Genomic DNA, 18,437 nt, shown 5'->3' on the forward strand with positions numbered 1-18,437 from the left:
CCCTCCAGACTTCACCGCAACCGAACCGTCCCAGCACGGCAACGAAAGGACCGAGCCCATGACCGTCAGCGTGTCGATCCCGACCATCCTGCGCACCCACACCGGCGGGGAGAAGCGCGTCAGCGCCTCCGGTGACACCCTCAAAGCCGTCATCGACGACCTCGAGGCCAACTACTCCGGCATCACCGAACGCCTCGTCGACAAGGACAAGCTGCATCGCTTCGTCAACATCTACGTCAACGACGAGGACGTGCGCTTCTCCGGCGGTCTGGACACCACGATTTCCGACGGCGACTCGGTGACGATCCTGCCCGCCGTCGCGGGCGGGGCAGTCGGCGGCTGACCCGTGGCCCGGTTCGACTCACTGCTGCAGGCCCTCGGCAACACCCCGCTGGTCGGGCTGCAGCGGCTCTCGCCGCAATGGGAGGACACCGACACCGCGCCGCACGTCAGGCTGTGGGCCAAGCTCGAGGACCGCAACCCCACCGGCTCCATCAAGGACCGGCCGGCACTGCGGATGATCGAGCAGGCCGAGCGGGACGGGCTGCTCGCCCCGGGTGCCACGATCCTCGAGCCGACGAGCGGCAACACCGGGATCTCACTGGCGATGGCGTGTGCGCTGAAGGGCTACCACCTGATCTGCGTCATGCCGGAGAACACGTCGATCGAGCGGCGCCAGCTCCTCGAGCTGTACGGCGCGAAGATCATCTACTCGCCTGCCGAGGGCGGCTCGAACACCGCGGTGGCGACGGCCAAGGAGCTGGCCGCCGAACACCCGGAGTGGGTGATGCTCTATCAGTACGGCAACCCCGCCAACGCCGAGGCGCACTACCACGGCACCGGTCCCGAGCTGCTGGCCGATCTGCCCGAGATCACCCACTTCGTGGCGGGTCTCGGAACCACCGGAACGCTGATGGGGGCGGGGCGGTTCCTGCGCGAGCGCGTACCCGGGGTGCAGATCGTCGCGGCCGAGCCGCGCTACGGCGAAGGCGTGTACGCCCTGCGCAACATCGACGAGGGCTTCATTCCCGAGCTGTACGACCCGGACGTGCTGACCACCCGCTACTCCGTCGGCGCGTTCGAGGCCATTCGGCGCACCCGCGAGATCGTCGAGGTGGAGGGCATCTTCGCCGGCATCTCGACCGGCGCGATCCTGCACGCCGCGCTGGGGATGGCCGCCAAGGCGGTGAAGGCCGGCGAGCGTGCGGACATCGCGTTCACCGTCTGCGACGCCGGCTGGAAGTATCTGTCGACCGGTGCATACGCCGGTAGCCTGGATGACGCCGAGGACGCGTTGAAAGGGCAGCTATGGGCATGACCGCACCGAACCCCGCTGCGCCGTCCGGTTCCGGCAGGCGCCCCGCCTGGGTGGTGGGCGCCGCGACGGTCGTGACGTTCGTCGCGCTGCTCTACCTGGTCGAGATCTGGGACAACCTGACCGGACACCGCTTGGACTACAACGGGATTCGGCCGCTCGAGACCGACGGCCTGTGGGGTGTCGTCTTCGCCCCGCTGCTGCACTCGAACTGGCAGCACCTGATCGCGAACACCGGTCCGGCCCTGGTGCTGGGGTTCCTGATGACGCTGGCGGGCATGTCGCGGTTCGTGTACGCCACCGCGATCATCTGGATTCTAGGCGGGCTGGGCACGTGGCTGATCGGGGACGTCGGCGCGCCGCCGGGAGTGGAGACCAACCACATCGGCGCGTCGGGTCTGATCTTCGGGTGGTTGACGTTCCTGATCGTCTTCGGTTTCTTCACGCGCAAGGCATGGGAGATCGTCGTCGGGGTCATCGTGCTCTTCGTCTACGGCGGTGTGCTGCTGGGCGTGCTGCCCGGCACGTTCGGAGTCTCGTGGCAGGGCCACCTGTGCGGCGCGATCGCGGGGGTGGTCGCCGCCTACGTGCTCTCCGGTCCCGAGCGCACTGCCCGCGAGCGGCGCAGGGGCGGCGTGGCGCCCCAACTCGGCCGCTGATCACCGGGCAGATCGCACTTTGCTGAAATGAGGTGTGCGCCACACCTCGGCCGGATCGCCGTCGCGGTCTCTCTCGACGTTCGCCCAGGTGAGACGTCACACCGTGACCAATCGGTGAATCCGAACGCCCAAAGCGGTGATGTTTTCGTCACATGGAGACGGGGCATGGCAAGCTAGTGAGCGTGCGAATCACCGTTCTGGGATGCTCCGGGAGTGTGACGGGGCCTGATTCGCCTGCCTCGGGATATCTGCTGACCGCCCCCGACACGCCACCACTGGTCCTCGACTTCGGCGGCGGCGTCCTCGGCGCTCTGCAGCGGCATGCCGATCCGGGCACCGTCGGGGTCCTGCTCTCGCACCTGCACGCCGACCACTGCCTCGACCTTCCCGGCCTCTTCGTGTGGCGGCGTTACCACCCGACCCCGCCGAAGGGGCGCGCGCTCATGTACGGGCCGGAGGCGACGTGGGCGCGCCTCGGCGCCGCATCCTCGCCCGAGGGGCGCGAGATCGACGACTTCACCGACGTGTTCGATCTACGCCGATGGACCGACGGCGAGCACGTCCAGATCGGCGCACTCGACGTCATGCCCCGGCTGCTGTGCCACCCGACCGAGTCCTACGGCATGCGCTTCACCGACCCGTCCGGTGCCACGTTCGTCTACAGCGGCGACACCGGCTACTGCGACGCGCTGATCGAACTGGCCAGCGGCGCCGACGTCTTCCTGTGCGAGGCGTCGTGGACCGATTCGCCCGACCGTCCGCCGAAGCTGCACCTCTCCGGTGCCGAGGCAGGCCGCGCCGCGGCCAAAGCCGGTGTCCGCGAACTGCTGTTGACCCACATCCCGCCGTGGACCTCGCGTGAGGACGTCATCGGCGAGGCGAAGGCCGAGTTCGACGGACCGGTGCACGCCGTGGTGTGCGACGAGTCCTACGACGTCACGCGCTCCTGAGCCAACCTGCACCTGGTCGGACCCGGCCGTTAGGGTTGAGCCGTGTCCAGACGAGAAGACGGCCGCCTCGACGACGAGTTGCGCCCAGTGACGATCACCCGCGGTTTCACCAATCACCCCGCCGGGTCCGTGCTGGTGGAGTTCGGTCAGACCCGCGTCATGTGCACCGCCAGCGTCACCGACGGCGTGCCGCGATGGCGCAAGGGATCGGGCCAGGGCTGGCTGACCGCCGAGTACGCGATGCTGCCCGCTGCCACTCACGACCGCTCGGACCGTGAGTCGGTCAAGGGTCGCGTCGGCGGCCGCACACAGGAGATCAGCCGCCTCATCGGCCGGTCGCTGCGGGCGTGCATCGACCTCGGGGCCCTCGGCGAGAACACCATCGCCCTGGACTGCGACGTACTCCAGGCCGACGGCGGAACCCGGACCGCCGCGATCACCGGCGCCTACGTCGCCCTGTCCGACGCCGTGACCTACCTGGCCGCGGCTCAGAAGCTCTCCGACCCGCGGCCGCTGTCCTGTGCGATCGCGGCGGTGTCCGTCGGCGTCGTCGACGGTCGCGTGCGGGTCGACCTGCCGTACTCCGAGGATTCGCGCGCCGAGGTCGACATGAACGTCGTCGCGACCGACACCGGCACGCTGGTCGAGATCCAGGGCACGGGCGAGGGAGCCACCTTTCCCCGCTCGACGCTGGACAAGATGCTCGACGCGGCCATGGCCTCTTGCGAGCAGTTGTTCGCGGTGCAGAACGCAGCGCTCGAACTGCCGTACCCCGGTGTGCTCCCCGAGCCGACCGGCCCGACGAAGAAGGCCTTCGGAAGCTGACCCGGCGTGACCGACCTGCTGGTTGCGACGCGCAACGTCAAGAAGCTCGCCGAACTCCACCGCGTACTCGACGCCGCAGGCGTCACCGGTCTGCGGTTGCTGTCGCTGAATGACGCCCAGGCGTTCGACGAGGCACCCGAGACGGGTGCGACGTTCGAGGAGAACGCCCTGGCCAAGGCCCGGGATGCCTTCCGCGCGACGGGGTTGGCGTCGGTCGCCGACGACTCGGGCATCGCGGTGGATGCACTGAACGGGATGCCGGGGGTGTTGTCGGCGCGGTGGTCGGGTGTGCACGGCGACGACGCGTCGAACACCGCGCTCCTGCTCGGCCAGCTCGAGGACGTCCCCGTGGAGCGGCGTGGTGCTGCGTTCGTGTCCGCGTGCGCGCTGGTGCACGCCGGCGGCGAGACCGTGGTACGCGGCGAGTGGCCGGGTACGGTCGCGTTCGAGTCACGCGGCTCCGGCGGCTTCGGCTACGACCCGGTGTTCGTCCCGGACGGGTCGTCGCGGTCGGCGGCCGAGCTGACCCCGGAGGAGAAGGATGCGGCATCGCACCGCGGCCGGGCGCTGGCCCAACTGGTGCCGGCACTGCGCGCGCTCGTCTGACGTCGCGGCAGCAAATTTTCGATAGCGTAGCTAACGTGTAGTGTGCGCGACGTGGGTCGTCGTGGTTCCAGCAGTGCCGGGTCGTCGACTCGGCCGGCGCTCACCGCACGGCATCCGGCCATCCTGATCGCGGTCCTCTCGGTCGCCGGGATCAGCGTCTCCCTGATGCAGACGCTCATCATCCCGCTGATCCCCGAACTGCCGAAGCTGCTGGACGCCAGCCCATCCGACGCGTCGTGGGCCGTCACCGCGACGCTGCTCACCGCCGCGGTCGCCACGCCGGTGTTCGGCCGGCTGGGTGACATGTACGGCGCCAAGCCAATGCTGATCACCTGTGCGCTGATGCTGATCGTCGGCTCGCTGATCGCGGCCATGACGACGTCGCTGCTGCCGATGATCGTCGGGCGGGCGCTGCAAGGCTTCGGAATCCCGATCATCCCGCTCGGCATCAGCGTGCTGCGCGCCTGCGTCCCGCCCGAGAAGGTCGGCAGCGCAATGGGTTTGATGAGCGCATCGCTCGGCGTCGGCGGTGCGCTCGGGCTTCCCCTGTCCGCGGTGATCGCCCAGCACTACGACTGGCACATGCTGTTCTGGTTCGCCACGGCGCTTGGCGTCATGGCGCTGGTCATGTTCACCACGCTGGTCCCGCACGTGCCCTCGCGCTCCGACGATCGGCTAGATCCGATCGGCGCACTGCTGTTGGCAGGCGGCTTGGTGACGCTGCTGCTCGGCATCTCGAAGGGGCAGACCTGGGGGTGGACGAGCGGCCTGACGCTGGGCATGTTCGGTTCGTCGCTGGTCGTCTTCGCGGTGTTCGGGTGGTGGGAGCTGCGAGTGTCGTCGCCGACCGTCGATCTGCGAACCACGGTGCGGCGACCCGTGCTCGCCACCAACGTGGCGTCGGTCGCCGTGGCATTCGGCATGTTCGGGCTCTCGCTCGTCGCGCCGCAGATCCTGGAGATGCCGCGCGAGACCGGCTTCGGGCTGGGGCAGTCGATGCTGGCGACGGGGCTCTGGATGGCGCCGGGCGGGCTCGCGATGATGGTCGCCTCACCCATCGCGGCGCGTATCGCCGCGGTGCGCGGGCCGCGCTTCACGCTGGCCGTCGGTGCCGCGATCATCTCCGTCTCCTATGCCGCGGGCATCGCACTCCTGGCCGCGCCGTGGCAGATCATGTTGCTCAACATCACCGTGTCGGTCGGCGTCGGGTTCGCCTACGCATCGATGCCCGCGCTGATCAACGCTGCCGTTCCCATCTCGGAGACCGCCGCCGCCAACGGGATCAACGCGCTGGCTCGGTCACTGGGTACGTCGATCTCCAGCGCGGTGATCGGCGCGATCCTCGCCGGGATGACGGTGGCGCACGCAGGCGCGCAGGTGCCGTCCCTGGCGGGGCTGCGGACTGCACTATTGGTCGCCGCGGCGGTCGCGGGCCTGGCGGCGGTGCTGGCGTTGCTCATCCCGATCGCACGGCCCGTCGAACCCGCGGCGGAGGAGGAGGCGGTGGAGCTGGCCGCCGTCAGACCCCGAACTGCGCCTTGATCTTCTTGGTCTGGAAGTGCTCGACGACGATGCCGAGCAGCGGAATGGTGCCCGCCAGCAGCACGCCGATGGTCTTGGCAATGGGCCAGCGCACCTTGACGGCCAGGTTCGCCGCGAAGATGAGGTAGATGAAGTACACCCATCCGTGCACGACGGCGATCCAGCTGAGCGAGTCGTCGCCGAACCCGTACTTCAGCACCATCTCGTAGCAGAGCGCGATGAGCCACACGCCCGTCACCCAGGCCAACACCCGATAGCCGGTCAGGGCCTTGCGGACGGTGTCGTTCGGCGTCTGCGACGCCGGATCGGAAGCCTGCGGGCGCTGCGCCGGCGCCTCGGGATCGGGTGAGGTCATGGCGTGGTCCTGTCGTTCTCGGTCTCGTGGGATCTGGCGAGTTCGGCGAGGTAGGCGTTGTACTCCGCGAGCGTTGGATCGTCGTCCGGCAGTTGCGCCTTGGGCCGCTCGGGGAGCAGCCCCGCGGGGATCTCGGTCAGCTCGCCGCGGTCCGGCTTGACCGGCGGTGCCTCCTCGTAGCGCACGAACTTGTAGTACGCGTAGAAGCAGAACCCGGCGAACATCGGCCACTGCAGCGCGTAGCCGAGGTTCTGGAAGCTGCCCGACGTCGACTCGTATCTCGTCCACTGCCACCACGCGAGCGCGAGGCATCCGGCGGCGCCGAGGCACACCAGCAGGATGAGCGCCGGCCTCCTACGCCGTGTAGTGGACATGGGTCAACGGTACCGCGTTAGGATCGCGGCGTTGCGGGCGTGATGGAACGGCAGACATGCCGGCTTTAGGTGCCGGTGCTCGAGAGAGCGTGTGGGTTCGAATCCCACCGCCCGCACTCCACACCGCTAGTCCTCGGCCGATGCGATCAGCGAGCGCAGGTGCACCCCGGGGTTGTCGCGCTGGAAGCCCTCGAGCCGCCACGACGTCGAGAACAGTGCCAGCATTACGCCGTCGCTCCTGGTCAGCACCTCCGCCGACGGCTGCTTGTTGACGAATTCCGCGTCCTCGGGGTCGACGATCCGCGCCACCGAGTACGGCAGCGACTCCAGTGCGATCGGCGCGCTCAACTCGGCGGCCATCCGGTGCTGGGCCACCTCGAACTGCATGGGCCCGACGGCGGCGAACACCGGGGCCTGCTCGCCGCGGCGGTCCGAGCGCAGCACCTGCACCACTCCCTCCTGGTCGAGCTGCTCGATTCCCTTGCGGAACTGCTTGTGCTTGCTGGGGTCGGTGCCGCGGGCCACCGAGAAGTACTCGGGGGAGAAGCTGGGGATCGGCGGAAACCGAACGGGCACATCGCGATAGAGCGTGTCGCCGGGGCGCAGCACCGCGGCGTTGGCCAGACCGATCACGTCACCCGGCCAGGCGTCGTCCAGCGTGGAGCGCTGCTGGCCGAACACCGACTGGGCGTACTTCGTGACGAACGGCTTGCCGGTGCCGGCGTGAGTCAGCACGTCACCACGCTCGAAGGTGCCGGAGCACACCCGGGCGTAGGCGATGCGGTCGCGGTGCGAGGAATCCATTCCTGCCTGCACCTTGAACACGAACGCGCTGAACGGCGATTCGACCGGCCGGGGCACCCCGTCCACGTCGACGATGGGCCCCGGCGAGGGCGCCAGTTCCACCAGCACGTCGAGCAGCTGGTTGACGCCGAAGTTCAGGGCCGCCGAGGTGAACAGCACCGGAGAGGACTCGCCGGTGCGGAACGTCTCCGGATCGAAGTCCGAGCCGTCCATCGACAGCAGTTCGGACTCCTCGACCGCGGTCTCCCAGTCGCTTCCGGCGGCGTCGGCAGCCTGGTCGGCGGGGATGTGCTCCTCCGGGGCGGCGGTCGCGCCACCCGCGGTGCGCGTGAACCGGATGTAGTGGCCCTTGCGGCGGTCCATCACGCCCTTGAAGTCCCCAGCGATGCCCACCGGCCAGGTCAAAGGTGTGGTGCGCAACCCGATGCGTTCGTGGATCTCGTCCATCAGCTCCAGTGCGTAGCGGCCCGGACGGTCCCACTTGTTGATCACCGTGATGATCGGGATGCCGCGGTGCTTGCACACCTGGAACAGCTTCAGGGTCTGCGGCTCAAGGCCTTTGGCGGCGTCGATGAGCATGACGGCAGCGTCGACGGCCGTCAGCACCCGGTAGGTGTCCTCGGAGAAGTCGGCGTGGCCGGGGGTGTCGAGCAGGTTGATGACGCAGTCCTGCCCGGCGGTCGAGTAGTTGAACTGCAGCGCGGTCGACGTGATGGAGATGCCGCGGGCCTTCTCCATCTCCATCCAGTCCGAGACGGTGGAGCGGCGTCCGGCCTTGCCGTGGATCGCGCCGGCCTCGGTGATGACCCTGGCGTGCAGCACGAGCGCCTCGGTCAGCGTCGACTTGCCTGCGTCGGGGTGGCTGATGACGGCGAAGGTGCGGCGGCGGGTGGCCTCGGCGGTGACGCGGGGTGCCGACGGCCCGCCTGTCGCAACGGTGGCATTGGGAGAGTTCATTCTCGGTCCATGGTATTGGGGGTGGCCGCCAAACCCGTAATCGTGACCGCGGGCGGGGTGACCGCTACTGCCGAAGCCGCCGAACGACCTGCCTGATCAGTCCGTCGTGGCTGGCTGGCGGATGACGTTCGACGTACGGCCACGGCTCGTTGCGTTCGGGGACCGCCGAGGCCTGCGCCTGCTTGAGTCGAATCCGGAGATGCCCGCGCAGGGCGTGCAGGGTCGGGTCCGACCACCGGTTGTGGGACTCGGTCGGATCGCCGGTCAGGTCGTAGAGTTCCCACTGGTCGTCGATCGGCTCCGTGCGGTAGGCCTCGCCCCCGATGCCGTTGCTCGCGAGGTGTCGTACGCCCGGTTCCGTCCACGTCGCGGGATCGTCGAACGTGCGCACCAATTTCCAGAGGTGGCCGGCGCCCCCGGACACCTCGGCGGCCGCGACGCGCACCACGAGTCCCTCGAAATTGTTGGCGACGTGCGCAGGAATCGTGATGCGCAGGGGTGCAGGGGGATTGGCGGTGACTCCCAGGCCACGTGCGGCAGCGGAGGCGCCGGTGTCGCCTTCGAGTACGTTGTCGCGCGTCATGAGATAGACGGCGCGATCCTCGTCCGCGGCGGCACCCTCCACGACTGGCAGGAGATCGACCCCGGGTAGCGGGTGCACCTCGGAGAACGTCTCGGACAGCTTGGCGGCGGTCGCGTCGACGTCGACTCCCGCCGCAGCGAGCAGAGTCGGCACCAGGTCGACGTGCGACGTCGGTGCCGTCACGGTACGAGGCCGAGTGGGTTGCGCCCCTATGCGAGCAATGACGAACGGCACGCGAGTGGCCTCGTCGTATAGGTTGAACCACTTCTGATGCAGCCCACCGTGTGCGCCGAGCAGATCGCCGTGATCGGACGTCCGGACGAGTAGGGCTTCAGTCGAGCCACCGTTGGTGACGGCGCGGCGGACCCGGTCGATGGGACCGTCGACCTCGGCATGCAAGCGGTAGTACAGGTCCCGGTACTGCTGCGCGTTGCGCTCGTACGTCCGGGCGATGGCCGCCGCAGGGCCGTACCCGGAGTAGTACGCCTCCCGGAAGGCGATCTGCGCGGCGGGTTTGGCCGAGAGATCCTCATCGGCCGTCGGTGCGGCCGGCACGGACGGTGGGTCCAGCGGAGAGGGGTCCAGCGGGCTGCGTCGCGTCCAGGCCGGGAACAGCACGATGTCGTGCGGGTTGACGAAGCTCGCCACCAGTAGGAAGGGGCGCAACGCTGCCTCGTCGCCCGTGCGCCGCCGTTCATAGCGGTCGGCCAGCCAAGTGACGACGCGGTCTGCGATCAGTCCGTCGCGACGGACGCCGCTGTTCGATAGAGCTGCCCCGTGTGGTTCCGGTCCGACCCAGCCGCTGAACCCGTACGCCGCCAGCGGATCGGCATCGAGATAACGTCGAACGGCGACCGCATCGACGACGCCGTGGTCGTCATTCGTCGCGAGCGGTTCGCCCGTGGCCGGGTCGACGAGATCGGCGTGCGAGATGTGCCACTTGCCGTCGTAGTGCGTGTCGTACCCGGCGGCGCGGAACCAGTTGCCCAGGGTCGGTACCTCACCTGGACGCAGCCACCGCAGGCGCGAGTCGTCGTGGCGCTTGCCGATGCCGTCGGTCTGCGTGACGCCATGCAGGTCGGGATAGTGCCCCGTGAACAGTGTCGGCCTGCTCGGCACGCACGCGAGCGAGCCGGTGTAGTGGCGGTCGAAGCGCACACCGTTGCGGTCGAACCAACGTCGGCCGGTCAGCGTGCGGTCCCGCCACGCCAGCACGGCGGGTGATTCGTAGGGCGGCACCGCGCGCTCCTCGTCGGTCATCAAGACGACGATGTCTGGCCGCGGTGAACCGTCAGGCATGTGCCGACTCCATTCGTCTGGTGAGTCCGGTGAGCATGGCGTCGGACTGCTTGGTCGCGAGTCGGCACACCAGTCGTTCCGCGATGCGGCTCAGTGGGTTCGCGCCGATCTCTACGATGCTGGTGACGCGTACCAGCGTGGCGTCGCCGGCCGGTCGCAGCGTCCACCGGTTGGCGACGTAGCGCAACTGCTTTGGCAGACCTGTGATCTCGTAGCAGAGACGGACCGGCGGCTCGGCCTCGGTGATGCGCTCGACGAGGACGTTGCGCCCCACCTGCACCCGCCGGCTGGTCCCCAGCAGGGTGCCACCGGGCCCGTCGTTGAGCACCGACGAATGGTCGACTCCGTCGACCCACGAACTCAGCGCGCCGAAGTCGGCGAGTACGTCCCAGATCGCCTGAGATGACGCCGATATCGTACGAACCCGACTGGCCTCGAACACATGATCATTCAACACCACGGCCCTCGCCGCTGAGGCGAGTCGGCGAATGCAGCGGGCGGCGTCAGATCATGTCGTTGCGGGTCAGCCACCGCATCACCGGCCACCCGATGAACACCGGCAGCCAGCACGTCAGCACCCGGTAGAGGAGTACCGACGGTACTGCGATCGCCGCCGGGACTCCGAAGGCGGCGAGCCCACCGATGAGCGCGGCCTCCACTGCGCCGACGCCGCCCGGGGTCGGCGCCGCCGAGGCCAGCGTTCCACCGATCATCGTGACGACGGTGACGGTCACGAACGAGGTGTCGCCGCCGAACGCCTCAACGCTGGCCCACAGTGCCAGTGCCGCACCGAGAGTGGACGTGGCACAGCCGATCACGATGAGCGCGAGGCGCTTCGGTTCGCGCGCCAGCTCGGCGAGGTCGTGTGCGACCTCGCTCAGGCGTGGTCGCACCGCCGTCGCCAGCCACTTCCGCGCCTTCGGGATGAACAGGAACGTGCCGACGACGCCGAGTGCGGCACCGGCGATCAGGTACAGCACGGTGGCCGATGGCACGAAGCGCTCGAGGTTCGCCGATGCTCCCGCGAAGGCGGCGAAGAAGATCAGCAGCGTGACGTGGGTGATCACCTGCACTGACTGCTGCAGAGCGACGGCCGCGGTCGCGCGCAGGGTGCCGAGCCCCGACTTCTGCAGGAACCGGGTGCTCAACGCGAGGCCGCCGACGCCTGCGGGCGTGGTGGTCGCGGCGAAGGTGGCAGCCACCTGCATGATCGTCAGGTTGAGGAGGTTGACCTTCTCCGATGCGCAGGCCCACAGCGCCGACGCCGCGCCGACGTACCGCAGCGCGGACACCGCGAGGCCCAGCAGTGCCCACCACCAGTTCGCGGTGCTCAACTCGGCGAAGAATGCGGGCACGGTGCTGATGAACGGGTACGCGACGTACACGAGGGCGACCAGCAGCACCAACTGGATGAGCTGACTGCGGCTGAATCGCGTGACGGTCTCGGCCTGAATCCGCTCGGCCCCGGTGTGGCGCTTCACCTCGTCGCGCGCGGTCGACATCACGGTCTTGGCGTCGGTGACGGACTTCCGGAGACGTTGCCGCATGGCCGATTTCGACAGTCGGCGCGATGCGGTCAGCACGGTGTCCGCGCCGAACGCGGCGATGGCCGCCGCGACCGCGGCCTGGGCACCGTGCAGCGCAGTGGTCGTCAAGAGCAATTGCGCGACGTCGGACTGCAGCTGAGCATCCGACGCGCCGTACTCGGCGTGGCCGAATCCGCCGAACACCGCGTTGCCGTCGACGATGGTGATCGCACCGGCACGCAGGTCTCCGTGCGAGATCTGATGGTCGTGCAGCGCGCGCAACGCCCGCCACGGGACGTCGACGGGGACCGCGTCGGTCAACGGTTCGCCGTCGGCGTCGGTGTGGGCGTACAGCGTCCAGCCGCGGTCGAGCGCGGCCACGGCCATGGTCGTGGTGTTGGACAGCTCGAGATCGCTGATCGCGATCGCCATCAGCGCCCGGTGTTCCACGGCGCGTCGCATCGAGGTCTGCAGGGGAGCGGTCTCGTCGTTGCGCAGGGTCAGGTGCCGCCACAGCTGACGAAGGGCGCCGCCGATGCGCTGGTTGGGGCCGTACATCTCGACGACGGCAGGCCCGTTCCCGTCCACGCAGAACGCCGACATCAACAGCGGCCCCGGCCCGGCGGGGCGCACCACGCGCAGTTCGGAGACGGTGCAGCCGCGTCGGCCCAGTGCCCGAACGGCGGCGGCGAGGGGCACTTCCAGTGCCGGCGTCCCGACGACGAGCACCGTCAGCGCGCCGACGAACCAGCCCGCGGAGAGGCCGAGCAGGGAGCGGGCCGGGACCACCGCACTCACGACGAGGTGGATGGGCACGAACGCCAGCAGCAGCGTCCACCACCATCGCCGCCACCGGGCGGGCACCCACGGGCCTGAGACGGTCAGCACCGCGGCCAGCATCGCGATCCACCGCGGGTCGTCGAGGAACTGCGACAGCGTGGTGTTGAGCCGTTCGGACAGGTCGAGGTGCCACTGCGGCGCTGCGATCCCGTTGGACGTGATCGACAGCGCGAGGATGGCGATCAGCCCGGCTGCGGCGTAGGCACCGAGCAGCTTGAACTGCCGGGTTGCGATGAGCCCGATGAGGATCACGAACGGCAGCGCGACTATTGCCAGGCCGTAGACCAGGTAGACGAGGTTGGACTGGGCGGGCGTGAGCACCCCGAGGATGTCGGAGATCGACTCCTCCAGCGCCACCCAGTCCTGCCGGGTGACGAGCGAACTCGTCACGATGATCGCCAGGACGACCGTGGCGATCAGCAGTCGCAGGATGTCGTTGGTGCGCCGGTGCAGCGGTTGCAACAGGTTGCCCGAGACGGTGATGTCCCGGCCGTCGACGCGCATGGCCCTAGCTTCCCCGTACACGAGCGATGGGAGCGGGCGAAACGCCGCTCAGCCGCCGACCGCGGGGCGGAGGAAGTCGCCGGTGACCGTGATCGCGGGGCCGGAGGTGTTCCCGCCGACGACGAGCGTCGCGAACGCGATGTCGTCGACGATCCCGGCGAACCAGCCGTGTGAGCTGGTGTTGTCGCCGAACTCGGCCGTTCCGGTCTTCCCGCCGAGGCCGACGACGTCGCGCAGCTCGGTCGCGGTGCCGTCGGTGACGGTCTGGCGCATCATGGCGCGCAGGCTGTCCACGATCTCCGGCGGGATGGGCCGCGACTCCGCGTCGGCGGTGGTCTGCTCGCCGACGACGAGCGTGGGGGTGATGGTCGAGCCGTGCCCGAGGCTGGCCTCGGCGACCGCGAGGCCGAACGGGCTCACGGTCACCGTGCCCTGCCCGATGCCGTTCTCCACCTTCAGGGCAGGGGTGTCGGCGTTGGGCACGTTGCCGGTGATGGTCGTGATGCCGGGAATGACGTAGTCGACCCCGATGCCGAACAGCTTGGCCATGGTCGGCAGCGCGTCGGCCGGGAGCCGGTCGGACAGCACGGCCATCGTGGTGTTGCAGCTGCGTGCGAACGCCGTGGTGAGCGGGACGGTGCCCAGGTCGAATTCGTCGTCGTTGGGGATCGTCCGGTTCTCGACGGTGACGCGACCCGGACATGCCTGTGGGCTCTCGGGTGTGGCGATGCCTGCCTGCAGAGCCGCGGCGGTGGTGATGGTCTTGAAGGTGGAACCGGGTGGGTAGGTGCCCGACAGCGCGACCGGCCCCTGCGCGTTCGCGGCGGCGTTCTGCGCGACCGCGAGGATGCCGCCGGTGCTTGGGGAGATGGCGACCAGCACCGCGGGGCGCGGTTCCGCGGCGACGGCCTGCTGGGCGAGCAGTTGCAGCCGGCCGTCCAGCGTGGTGCGGATCGGCGGGCTGTCCTTGGGCGGCGTCGACGCGAGCTGGTCGGTGGGTTGGCCGTCGGCACCGACGAGGGTGACCGACCATCCCGCGGCGGCGTCGATCTTCTGCTGCCACACGTCGGCGAGCCCGCTGATCGCCGGTGAGGACAGGTCTCGGTTCGCGGTGAGCAGCGCACCCTGCTCGGAGACCGTGACGCCGGGAATCTGGGCCAGCTGGTCGCGCACGACGGCCAGGTCCGGCTCGCGGAGCCGGACCACGGTGACGACGTCGTCCTGGGTGCCTGCGAACTGCTCGGCGATGCTCGCGTCGGTGATGGTGGGGGCGAACTGCTGCAGCAGTGGTGCCAGTGCTGCCGCCGACGCGGCCTGCTCACGCGCCAGGGTCACGACGCCGACGGTCTGCCAGGTCATCAGCGGCAGGCCGTCGCGGTCGGTGACCGGGGTGAGGAGGTCCTTGTCGTCGCTGTATTGGAACGAGACGCCGTCGCGTAGCCGGGGGTGCAGTACGGCCGGGGTCCACTGCACGCGCCAGTCGTCACCCGACTGCGTGGCGGTGGCCTTGGCGTCGTAGCCGAACGTCTTGTCCGGCCCGAACGACCACTGGTAGGCCAGTGTCGCCTGGTTCTCGTCGTCGCCCGACTCAGAGGCCTCGACGGTCAGCGTGGCGTCGGTAGGCATGCCGTCGAACATCGACGTGATGGCCGGTGTGGCCGCGGACGGGTCGGTGGTGACCGCTGCCGCGGCGCCGGGATCCTTGCGCTGCAACGCCTCGGCGAAGGCGCGGAACGCGTCGGCCGGGCCGGCTGACGAGAACAGCGAACATCCCGTCGATCCGAGCAGGAGGACACAGAGCACGAGCGATACGGCGCAACGTCGAGTCATGGCCTCTCGAGAGTAGCCACCGCCTTCCGAGGGGTCGGGCGCTCAGCGGCGGTGTGTCGAGTGCTGCCGGCACGGCCTGCCTTGTCGTTGCGCCTGCCGGCGATCGCGAAGCTGGTGACCGCCAGCACGCTGGTGCACACCATGACGATCGCGGCCGGGACGGCCGTGTCCTCGCCGGCGATGCTCACCAGCGGCGACACCGCCGCGGCGACGCCGAACTGCAGTGCGCCCAGGACGGCCGACGCCATGCCCGCGGCGCGCGGGGCGGCGCCCAGCGCGAGTGCGGTGGTGTTGCCGAAGATCAGGCCCATGCTGCCGACGATCACCAGCAGGGGCAGCGCCAGCCAACCGGCCGGTGCGGGGGACAGCGCCAACGTCAGCAGCACCACGGTCGCCGTCACGATCGACGCCATGCCGACCGCCGCGACCCTGCGGACCTCGACGCGCGCGATCAGACGTGCAGACAGCGCGCTGGCGCTGAGCAGGGCGAGCGCATTGACGCCGAACATCGCGCCGTACTGACCGGCGCTGAGTCCCATCATCGACTGGTAGATGAACGGCGACGCCGAAATGTAGGCCATCATCGTCGCGAAGGCGCCGCAGAACGCGACGGCGTGGCCGAGGTAGGCGCGCCCCAGCAGGTCGCGCAGGGGCGAGCCCAGCGTGGCGCGTGACTCGCGGAGCTGGGTTCGCCGGTGTTCGGTGTGGGTCTCGCGGACCACGAGGACGACGGCGAGCAGCATCAGCGTCGACAGTCCGAGGATGACGGCGAGCGCGCCGCGCCAGCCGATCGGGCCGACCAGGAAACCGCCTGCCAGCGGGGCGATGACCGGGGCGACGCCACCGACGATCATCATCAGGCTGAACGCCCTTGCGGCCGCCTTGCCCGACGCCAGGTCGGCGATGATCGCCCTGCCGATCACCATGCCTGCCGCGCCTGCCACGCCCTGGGCGAACCTGGCGCCGATCAGCACCTCGATGGTGGGCGCGAAAACGGTTGTGGCGCTTGCGACGACGCACACGGCGGCACCGACCAGCATCGGCCGCACGCGTCCGAACCGGTCCGAAAGGGGGCCGAACAGCAGCTGCCCGGCGGCCAGGCCGAGCAGGAACGCCGTGAGCGTCAGCTGCACGGCCGTCGCCGACGTGTGCAGGTCGTCGACCATGGTGGGGAACGCAGGCAGGTAGAGGTCGGTGGCGAACGGCGCGACCGCCGACAACAGCGCCAGCGTGACGAGTAGGGCGGGCGTGATGGTCCCGGTGGGTTGGGGTCGGGTGTCTGGCGCCACGGCGCGACTCTCCTCAAGTAGTTATCAAGTGATACTTATCAGATTACAACTATCACGGTAGGCTTGGCGAGATGAGCCGAAGCGACGATCGTCACACCGAGACCCGGTACGCCGATCTCGCCGACGTCATCCTGGCGCTGGCCCGAATCATCAACGCCGACGCGCACTCCGACACCGGCGTGGTGGAGCTGACCGCCACCGAGGTCAACGTCATGCGCTTCGTCGACCGCCATCCCGGTGCGTCGCCGAGTACGGTCGCCGCCGCGACCGGCCTGCAGCGCAGCAACCTCAGTCGTGCACTACGCGACCTCGAATCGAAGGGCCTGATCGACCGGGTCGCCGACGAGACCGACGGGAGGCAGGTGCGGTTGGTGCCCACCGCGCGTGCCGCACGCAATCTCCGCAGGCTCCGCGCGAGCTGGTCGCGGCTGCTGTCGGCCGCCGGAGCCGAAGACCACGACCTCGACGCCGTCCTGACGACGCTGCGCGACCTCGAACTCGGATTGGCGCCGTCAGCGCAGGGTGAAGCCGGCGTCCAACGGCCATGACGTGCCGGTGATGAATCTGCCAGCGTCCGAGACCAGCCAGGCCACCGCGCCTGCGATCTCCTCGGGTGTCACCAACGTGATCGGCAGCGCGTTCTGTTGGGTCGCGAGCCACGGGTCCCCGGCCGCGGACAGGGCCATGGTCGAGGAGTTGAGGATCATGTCCGTGGCGACGCCGCTGGGGTGGATGGTGTTCACCCTGATCGAGTGCGGTGCGAGCTGCATGGCCCAGCCCTGCATCAGCGCGACCAGCGCGCGCTTCGACGCGGCGTAGGCCTGCAACCCGGGACGCTCGGTGCCCGAGGCCTTGATGCCCTGAGTCGAACTGGTCAGGACGATCGAGCCGCCACGACCGCCGTCGACCAGCGCGGGGATGCTTGCGTCCACGGTGTTCCAGACCCCGACGAGGTTGACGTCGACGATCTCTCGGAAGGTCCGGCGCCGGTCATCGGTGTCGGTCACCCGGATGATGCCCGCATTGGCGATCACCACGTCGAGGCGGCCGAACTCGGCCAGGCCATCGGCCACCGCCGCATCCACGGCATCGCCGTCCCGAACATCGGCCTGCCGCACCAGGATTCGGCGACCTGTCTCCTCCACGAGCCTCGCGGTCGCGGCCAAGTCGTCGGCCGTCGCCCCCGGGTAGTCGGTGGAGTCGAACTCGGCGCAGACGTCGAGGGCGATCACGTCGGCGCCCTCGGTGGCCAGCCGGACCGCGTGCGCCCGCCCCATGCCACGGGCAGCGCCGGTGACGAAGGCGACCTTGCCGTCGAGGGTTCCCCTCTGCGCGACCTCGGTCATCGGGACTTCGGGAAGTCGACGTCCTTGGTGATCGCTTCCCACTCGTCGATCGAGGCGGAGAACGACGCGAGCTTGTCGCGAACCGCCTTCAGCACGTCACGCCCGAGCAGCAGACGCAGCGGCGGCTCGTCGAGCGTCGTCACCAACAACACCGCCTCGGCCACCTTGCGCGGATCGCCGGGCAGGTGGTTGGCGAACTCCTTGATCATCGTCTTGCGGGCGCCCACGTTCTCGTCGTACGCGCCGATGGGAGTCGACGACTCCCACATCGACCGCGCGGCCCAGTCGGTGCGGAAGGCGCCCGGCTCGATGGCGGTCACCTTGATGCCCATGGGCTCGACCTCCTGCGCCAACGCCTCGGTCAGCGCTTCGAGCGCGAACTTCGTCGACGAGTAGTACCCGTTTGGGGGGTTGGCCACCAGCCCGGTCATCGACGAGATGTTGACGATGTGCCCGGACTGACGCTCGCGCATGCCGGGCAGGACGGCCTTGATCGTGTCGACCACGCCGAAGTAGTTCGTGTCGAACAGCTTTCGGACCTGGTCATCCTCACCCTCCTCGATCGCAGACAGATAACCGTTGCCCGCGTTGTTCACCAACACGTCGATGCCTCCGAACGCGTCGTCGGCAGCACGCACCGCCGCGCCGATCTGCGCCTTGTCCGTCACGTCGAGGGCCACGACGACGGCACGGTCACCGAAGTCGTCGGCGAAGTCGGCCACTGACTCCGGGCGACGCGCCGTCACCACGACGGAGTGTCCAGCTTCCAGTGCTGCGCGGGCGATTTCGCGACCGATGCCGGTGGAGCATCCGGTGATCAACCATCGAGCCAT

At 69.2% G+C, this 18,437-nt stretch carries 18 protein-coding genes and 1 tRNA gene; 9 read left to right on the forward strand and 10 right to left on the reverse strand.

Annotation, left to right across the window (positions count from 1 at the left end):
- The first annotated feature begins 58 nt into the window (after positions 1 to 58).
- The 7 genes from LOK44_RS27310 to LOK44_RS27340 all read left to right on the forward strand — a co-directional run bounded on the left by LOK44_RS27310 (position 59) and on the right by LOK44_RS27340 (position 5,897).
- Positions 59 to 343, forward strand: coding sequence for a MoaD/ThiS family protein (locus LOK44_RS27310; protein WP_237573225.1), 285 nt, complete (start codon positions 59 to 61; stop codon positions 341 to 343).
- 3 nt (positions 344 to 346) lie between these two features.
- A complete protein-coding gene (locus LOK44_RS27315; protein WP_237573226.1) occupies positions 347 to 1,318 on the forward strand; it encodes a PLP-dependent cysteine synthase family protein in 972 nt (323 codons plus the stop codon).
- On the forward strand, positions 1,309 to 1,974 hold the full coding sequence (locus LOK44_RS27320) for a rhomboid family intramembrane serine protease (protein ID WP_237573227.1): 666 nt from the start codon (positions 1,309 to 1,311) through the stop codon (positions 1,972 to 1,974). Before LOK44_RS27315 ends, LOK44_RS27320 begins: the two co-directional genes overlap by 10 nt.
- Positions 1,975 to 2,150: 176 nt before the next feature.
- On the forward strand, positions 2,151 to 2,924 hold the full coding sequence (locus LOK44_RS27325) for a cyclic nucleotide-degrading phosphodiesterase (RefSeq protein WP_237573228.1): 774 nt from the start codon (positions 2,151 to 2,153) through the stop codon (positions 2,922 to 2,924).
- Positions 2,925 to 2,966: 42 nt separating this feature from the next.
- Complete coding sequence (gene rph / locus LOK44_RS27330; RefSeq protein WP_163924137.1) at positions 2,967 to 3,749, forward strand: ribonuclease PH; 783 nt, start codon at positions 2,967 to 2,969, stop codon at positions 3,747 to 3,749.
- Positions 3,750 to 3,755: 6 nt separating this feature from the next.
- Positions 3,756 to 4,355: an RdgB/HAM1 family non-canonical purine NTP pyrophosphatase gene (rdgB, locus tag LOK44_RS27335; protein ID WP_237573229.1), complete on the forward strand. Its 600-nt coding sequence runs from the start codon at positions 3,756 to 3,758 to the stop codon at positions 4,353 to 4,355.
- Positions 4,356 to 4,406: 51 nt separating this feature from the next.
- Complete coding sequence (locus LOK44_RS27340) at positions 4,407 to 5,897, forward strand: MFS transporter (RefSeq protein WP_308192807.1); 1,491 nt, start codon at positions 4,407 to 4,409, stop codon at positions 5,895 to 5,897.
- Here LOK44_RS27340 and LOK44_RS27345 read toward each other — a convergent pair.
- Both LOK44_RS27345 and LOK44_RS27350 read right to left on the reverse strand, forming a co-directional pair.
- Positions 5,875 to 6,252, reverse strand: coding sequence for a DUF3817 domain-containing protein (locus tag LOK44_RS27345; protein ID WP_237573230.1), 378 nt, complete (start codon positions 6,250 to 6,252; stop codon positions 5,875 to 5,877). The genes LOK44_RS27340 and LOK44_RS27345 overlap by 23 nt on opposite strands.
- Positions 6,249 to 6,626 carry a hypothetical protein gene (locus tag LOK44_RS27350; protein WP_237573231.1) on the reverse strand — a complete coding sequence of 126 codons (378 nt, stop codon included), beginning with the start codon at positions 6,624 to 6,626 and terminating at the stop codon, positions 6,249 to 6,251. The genes LOK44_RS27345 and LOK44_RS27350 overlap by 4 nt, the downstream gene beginning before the upstream one ends.
- 33 nt (positions 6,627 to 6,659) lie before the next feature.
- Here LOK44_RS27350 and LOK44_RS27355 point away from each other — a divergent pair.
- Positions 6,660 to 6,742 (forward strand) — tRNA-Leu (locus LOK44_RS27355).
- A 10-nt stretch (positions 6,743 to 6,752) separates the two neighbouring features.
- Here the strand turns inward: LOK44_RS27355 and LOK44_RS27360 are convergent.
- The 6 genes from LOK44_RS27360 to LOK44_RS27385 all read right to left on the reverse strand — a co-directional run bounded on the left by LOK44_RS27360 (position 6,753) and on the right by LOK44_RS27385 (position 16,258).
- Positions 6,753 to 8,387 (reverse strand): peptide chain release factor 3, encoded by a 1,635-nt coding sequence (locus tag LOK44_RS27360; RefSeq protein ID WP_237573232.1) that lies wholly within the window; start codon positions 8,385 to 8,387, stop codon positions 6,753 to 6,755.
- A 64-nt stretch (positions 8,388 to 8,451) separates the two neighbouring features.
- On the reverse strand, positions 8,452 to 10,269 hold the full coding sequence (locus LOK44_RS27365) for a sulfatase-like hydrolase/transferase (protein WP_237573233.1): 1,818 nt from the start codon (positions 10,267 to 10,269) through the stop codon (positions 8,452 to 8,454).
- Positions 10,262 to 10,729, reverse strand: coding sequence for an SRPBCC family protein (locus LOK44_RS27370; protein ID WP_237573234.1), 468 nt, complete (start codon positions 10,727 to 10,729; stop codon positions 10,262 to 10,264). The genes LOK44_RS27365 and LOK44_RS27370 overlap by 8 nt, the downstream gene beginning before the upstream one ends.
- A 43-nt stretch (positions 10,730 to 10,772) precedes the next feature.
- Positions 10,773 to 13,139 (reverse strand): lysylphosphatidylglycerol synthase transmembrane domain-containing protein, encoded by a 2,367-nt coding sequence (locus LOK44_RS27375; RefSeq protein ID WP_237573235.1) that lies wholly within the window; start codon positions 13,137 to 13,139, stop codon positions 10,773 to 10,775.
- A gap of 48 nt (positions 13,140 to 13,187) precedes the next feature.
- The gene (locus LOK44_RS27380; protein ID WP_237573236.1) at positions 13,188 to 14,969 is read right to left on the reverse strand and encodes a penicillin-binding transpeptidase domain-containing protein; all 1,782 of its coding nucleotides are present in this window, start codon (positions 14,967 to 14,969) and stop codon (positions 13,188 to 13,190) included.
- On the reverse strand, positions 14,966 to 16,258 hold the full coding sequence (locus tag LOK44_RS27385; protein WP_237573237.1) for a multidrug effflux MFS transporter: 1,293 nt from the start codon (positions 16,256 to 16,258) through the stop codon (positions 14,966 to 14,968). Before LOK44_RS27385 ends, LOK44_RS27380 begins: the two co-directional genes overlap by 4 nt.
- A gap of 71 nt (positions 16,259 to 16,329) precedes the next feature.
- On the opposite strand from LOK44_RS27385, the gene LOK44_RS27390 reads away from it, so the two are divergent.
- Positions 16,330 to 16,806: a MarR family winged helix-turn-helix transcriptional regulator gene (locus tag LOK44_RS27390; protein WP_237573238.1), complete on the forward strand. Its 477-nt coding sequence runs from the start codon at positions 16,330 to 16,332 to the stop codon at positions 16,804 to 16,806.
- Here the strand turns inward: LOK44_RS27390 and LOK44_RS27395 are convergent.
- Entirely contained in the window at positions 16,771 to 17,604 is an 834-nt protein-coding gene (locus LOK44_RS27395) for a mycofactocin-coupled SDR family oxidoreductase (RefSeq protein WP_237573239.1), read from the reverse strand. The two genes, LOK44_RS27390 and LOK44_RS27395, sit on opposite strands and share 36 nt — an antisense overlap.
- Positions 17,601 to 18,437: an oxidoreductase gene (locus tag LOK44_RS27400; protein WP_237573240.1), complete on the reverse strand. Its 837-nt coding sequence runs from the start codon at positions 18,435 to 18,437 to the stop codon at positions 17,601 to 17,603. The genes LOK44_RS27395 and LOK44_RS27400 overlap by 4 nt, the downstream gene beginning before the upstream one ends.

The sequence above is a fragment of the Mycolicibacterium lacusdiani genome, from assembly GCF_021916785.1.
Taxonomy (GTDB): Bacteria; Actinomycetota; Actinomycetes; order Mycobacteriales; family Mycobacteriaceae; genus Mycobacterium; species Mycobacterium lacusdiani.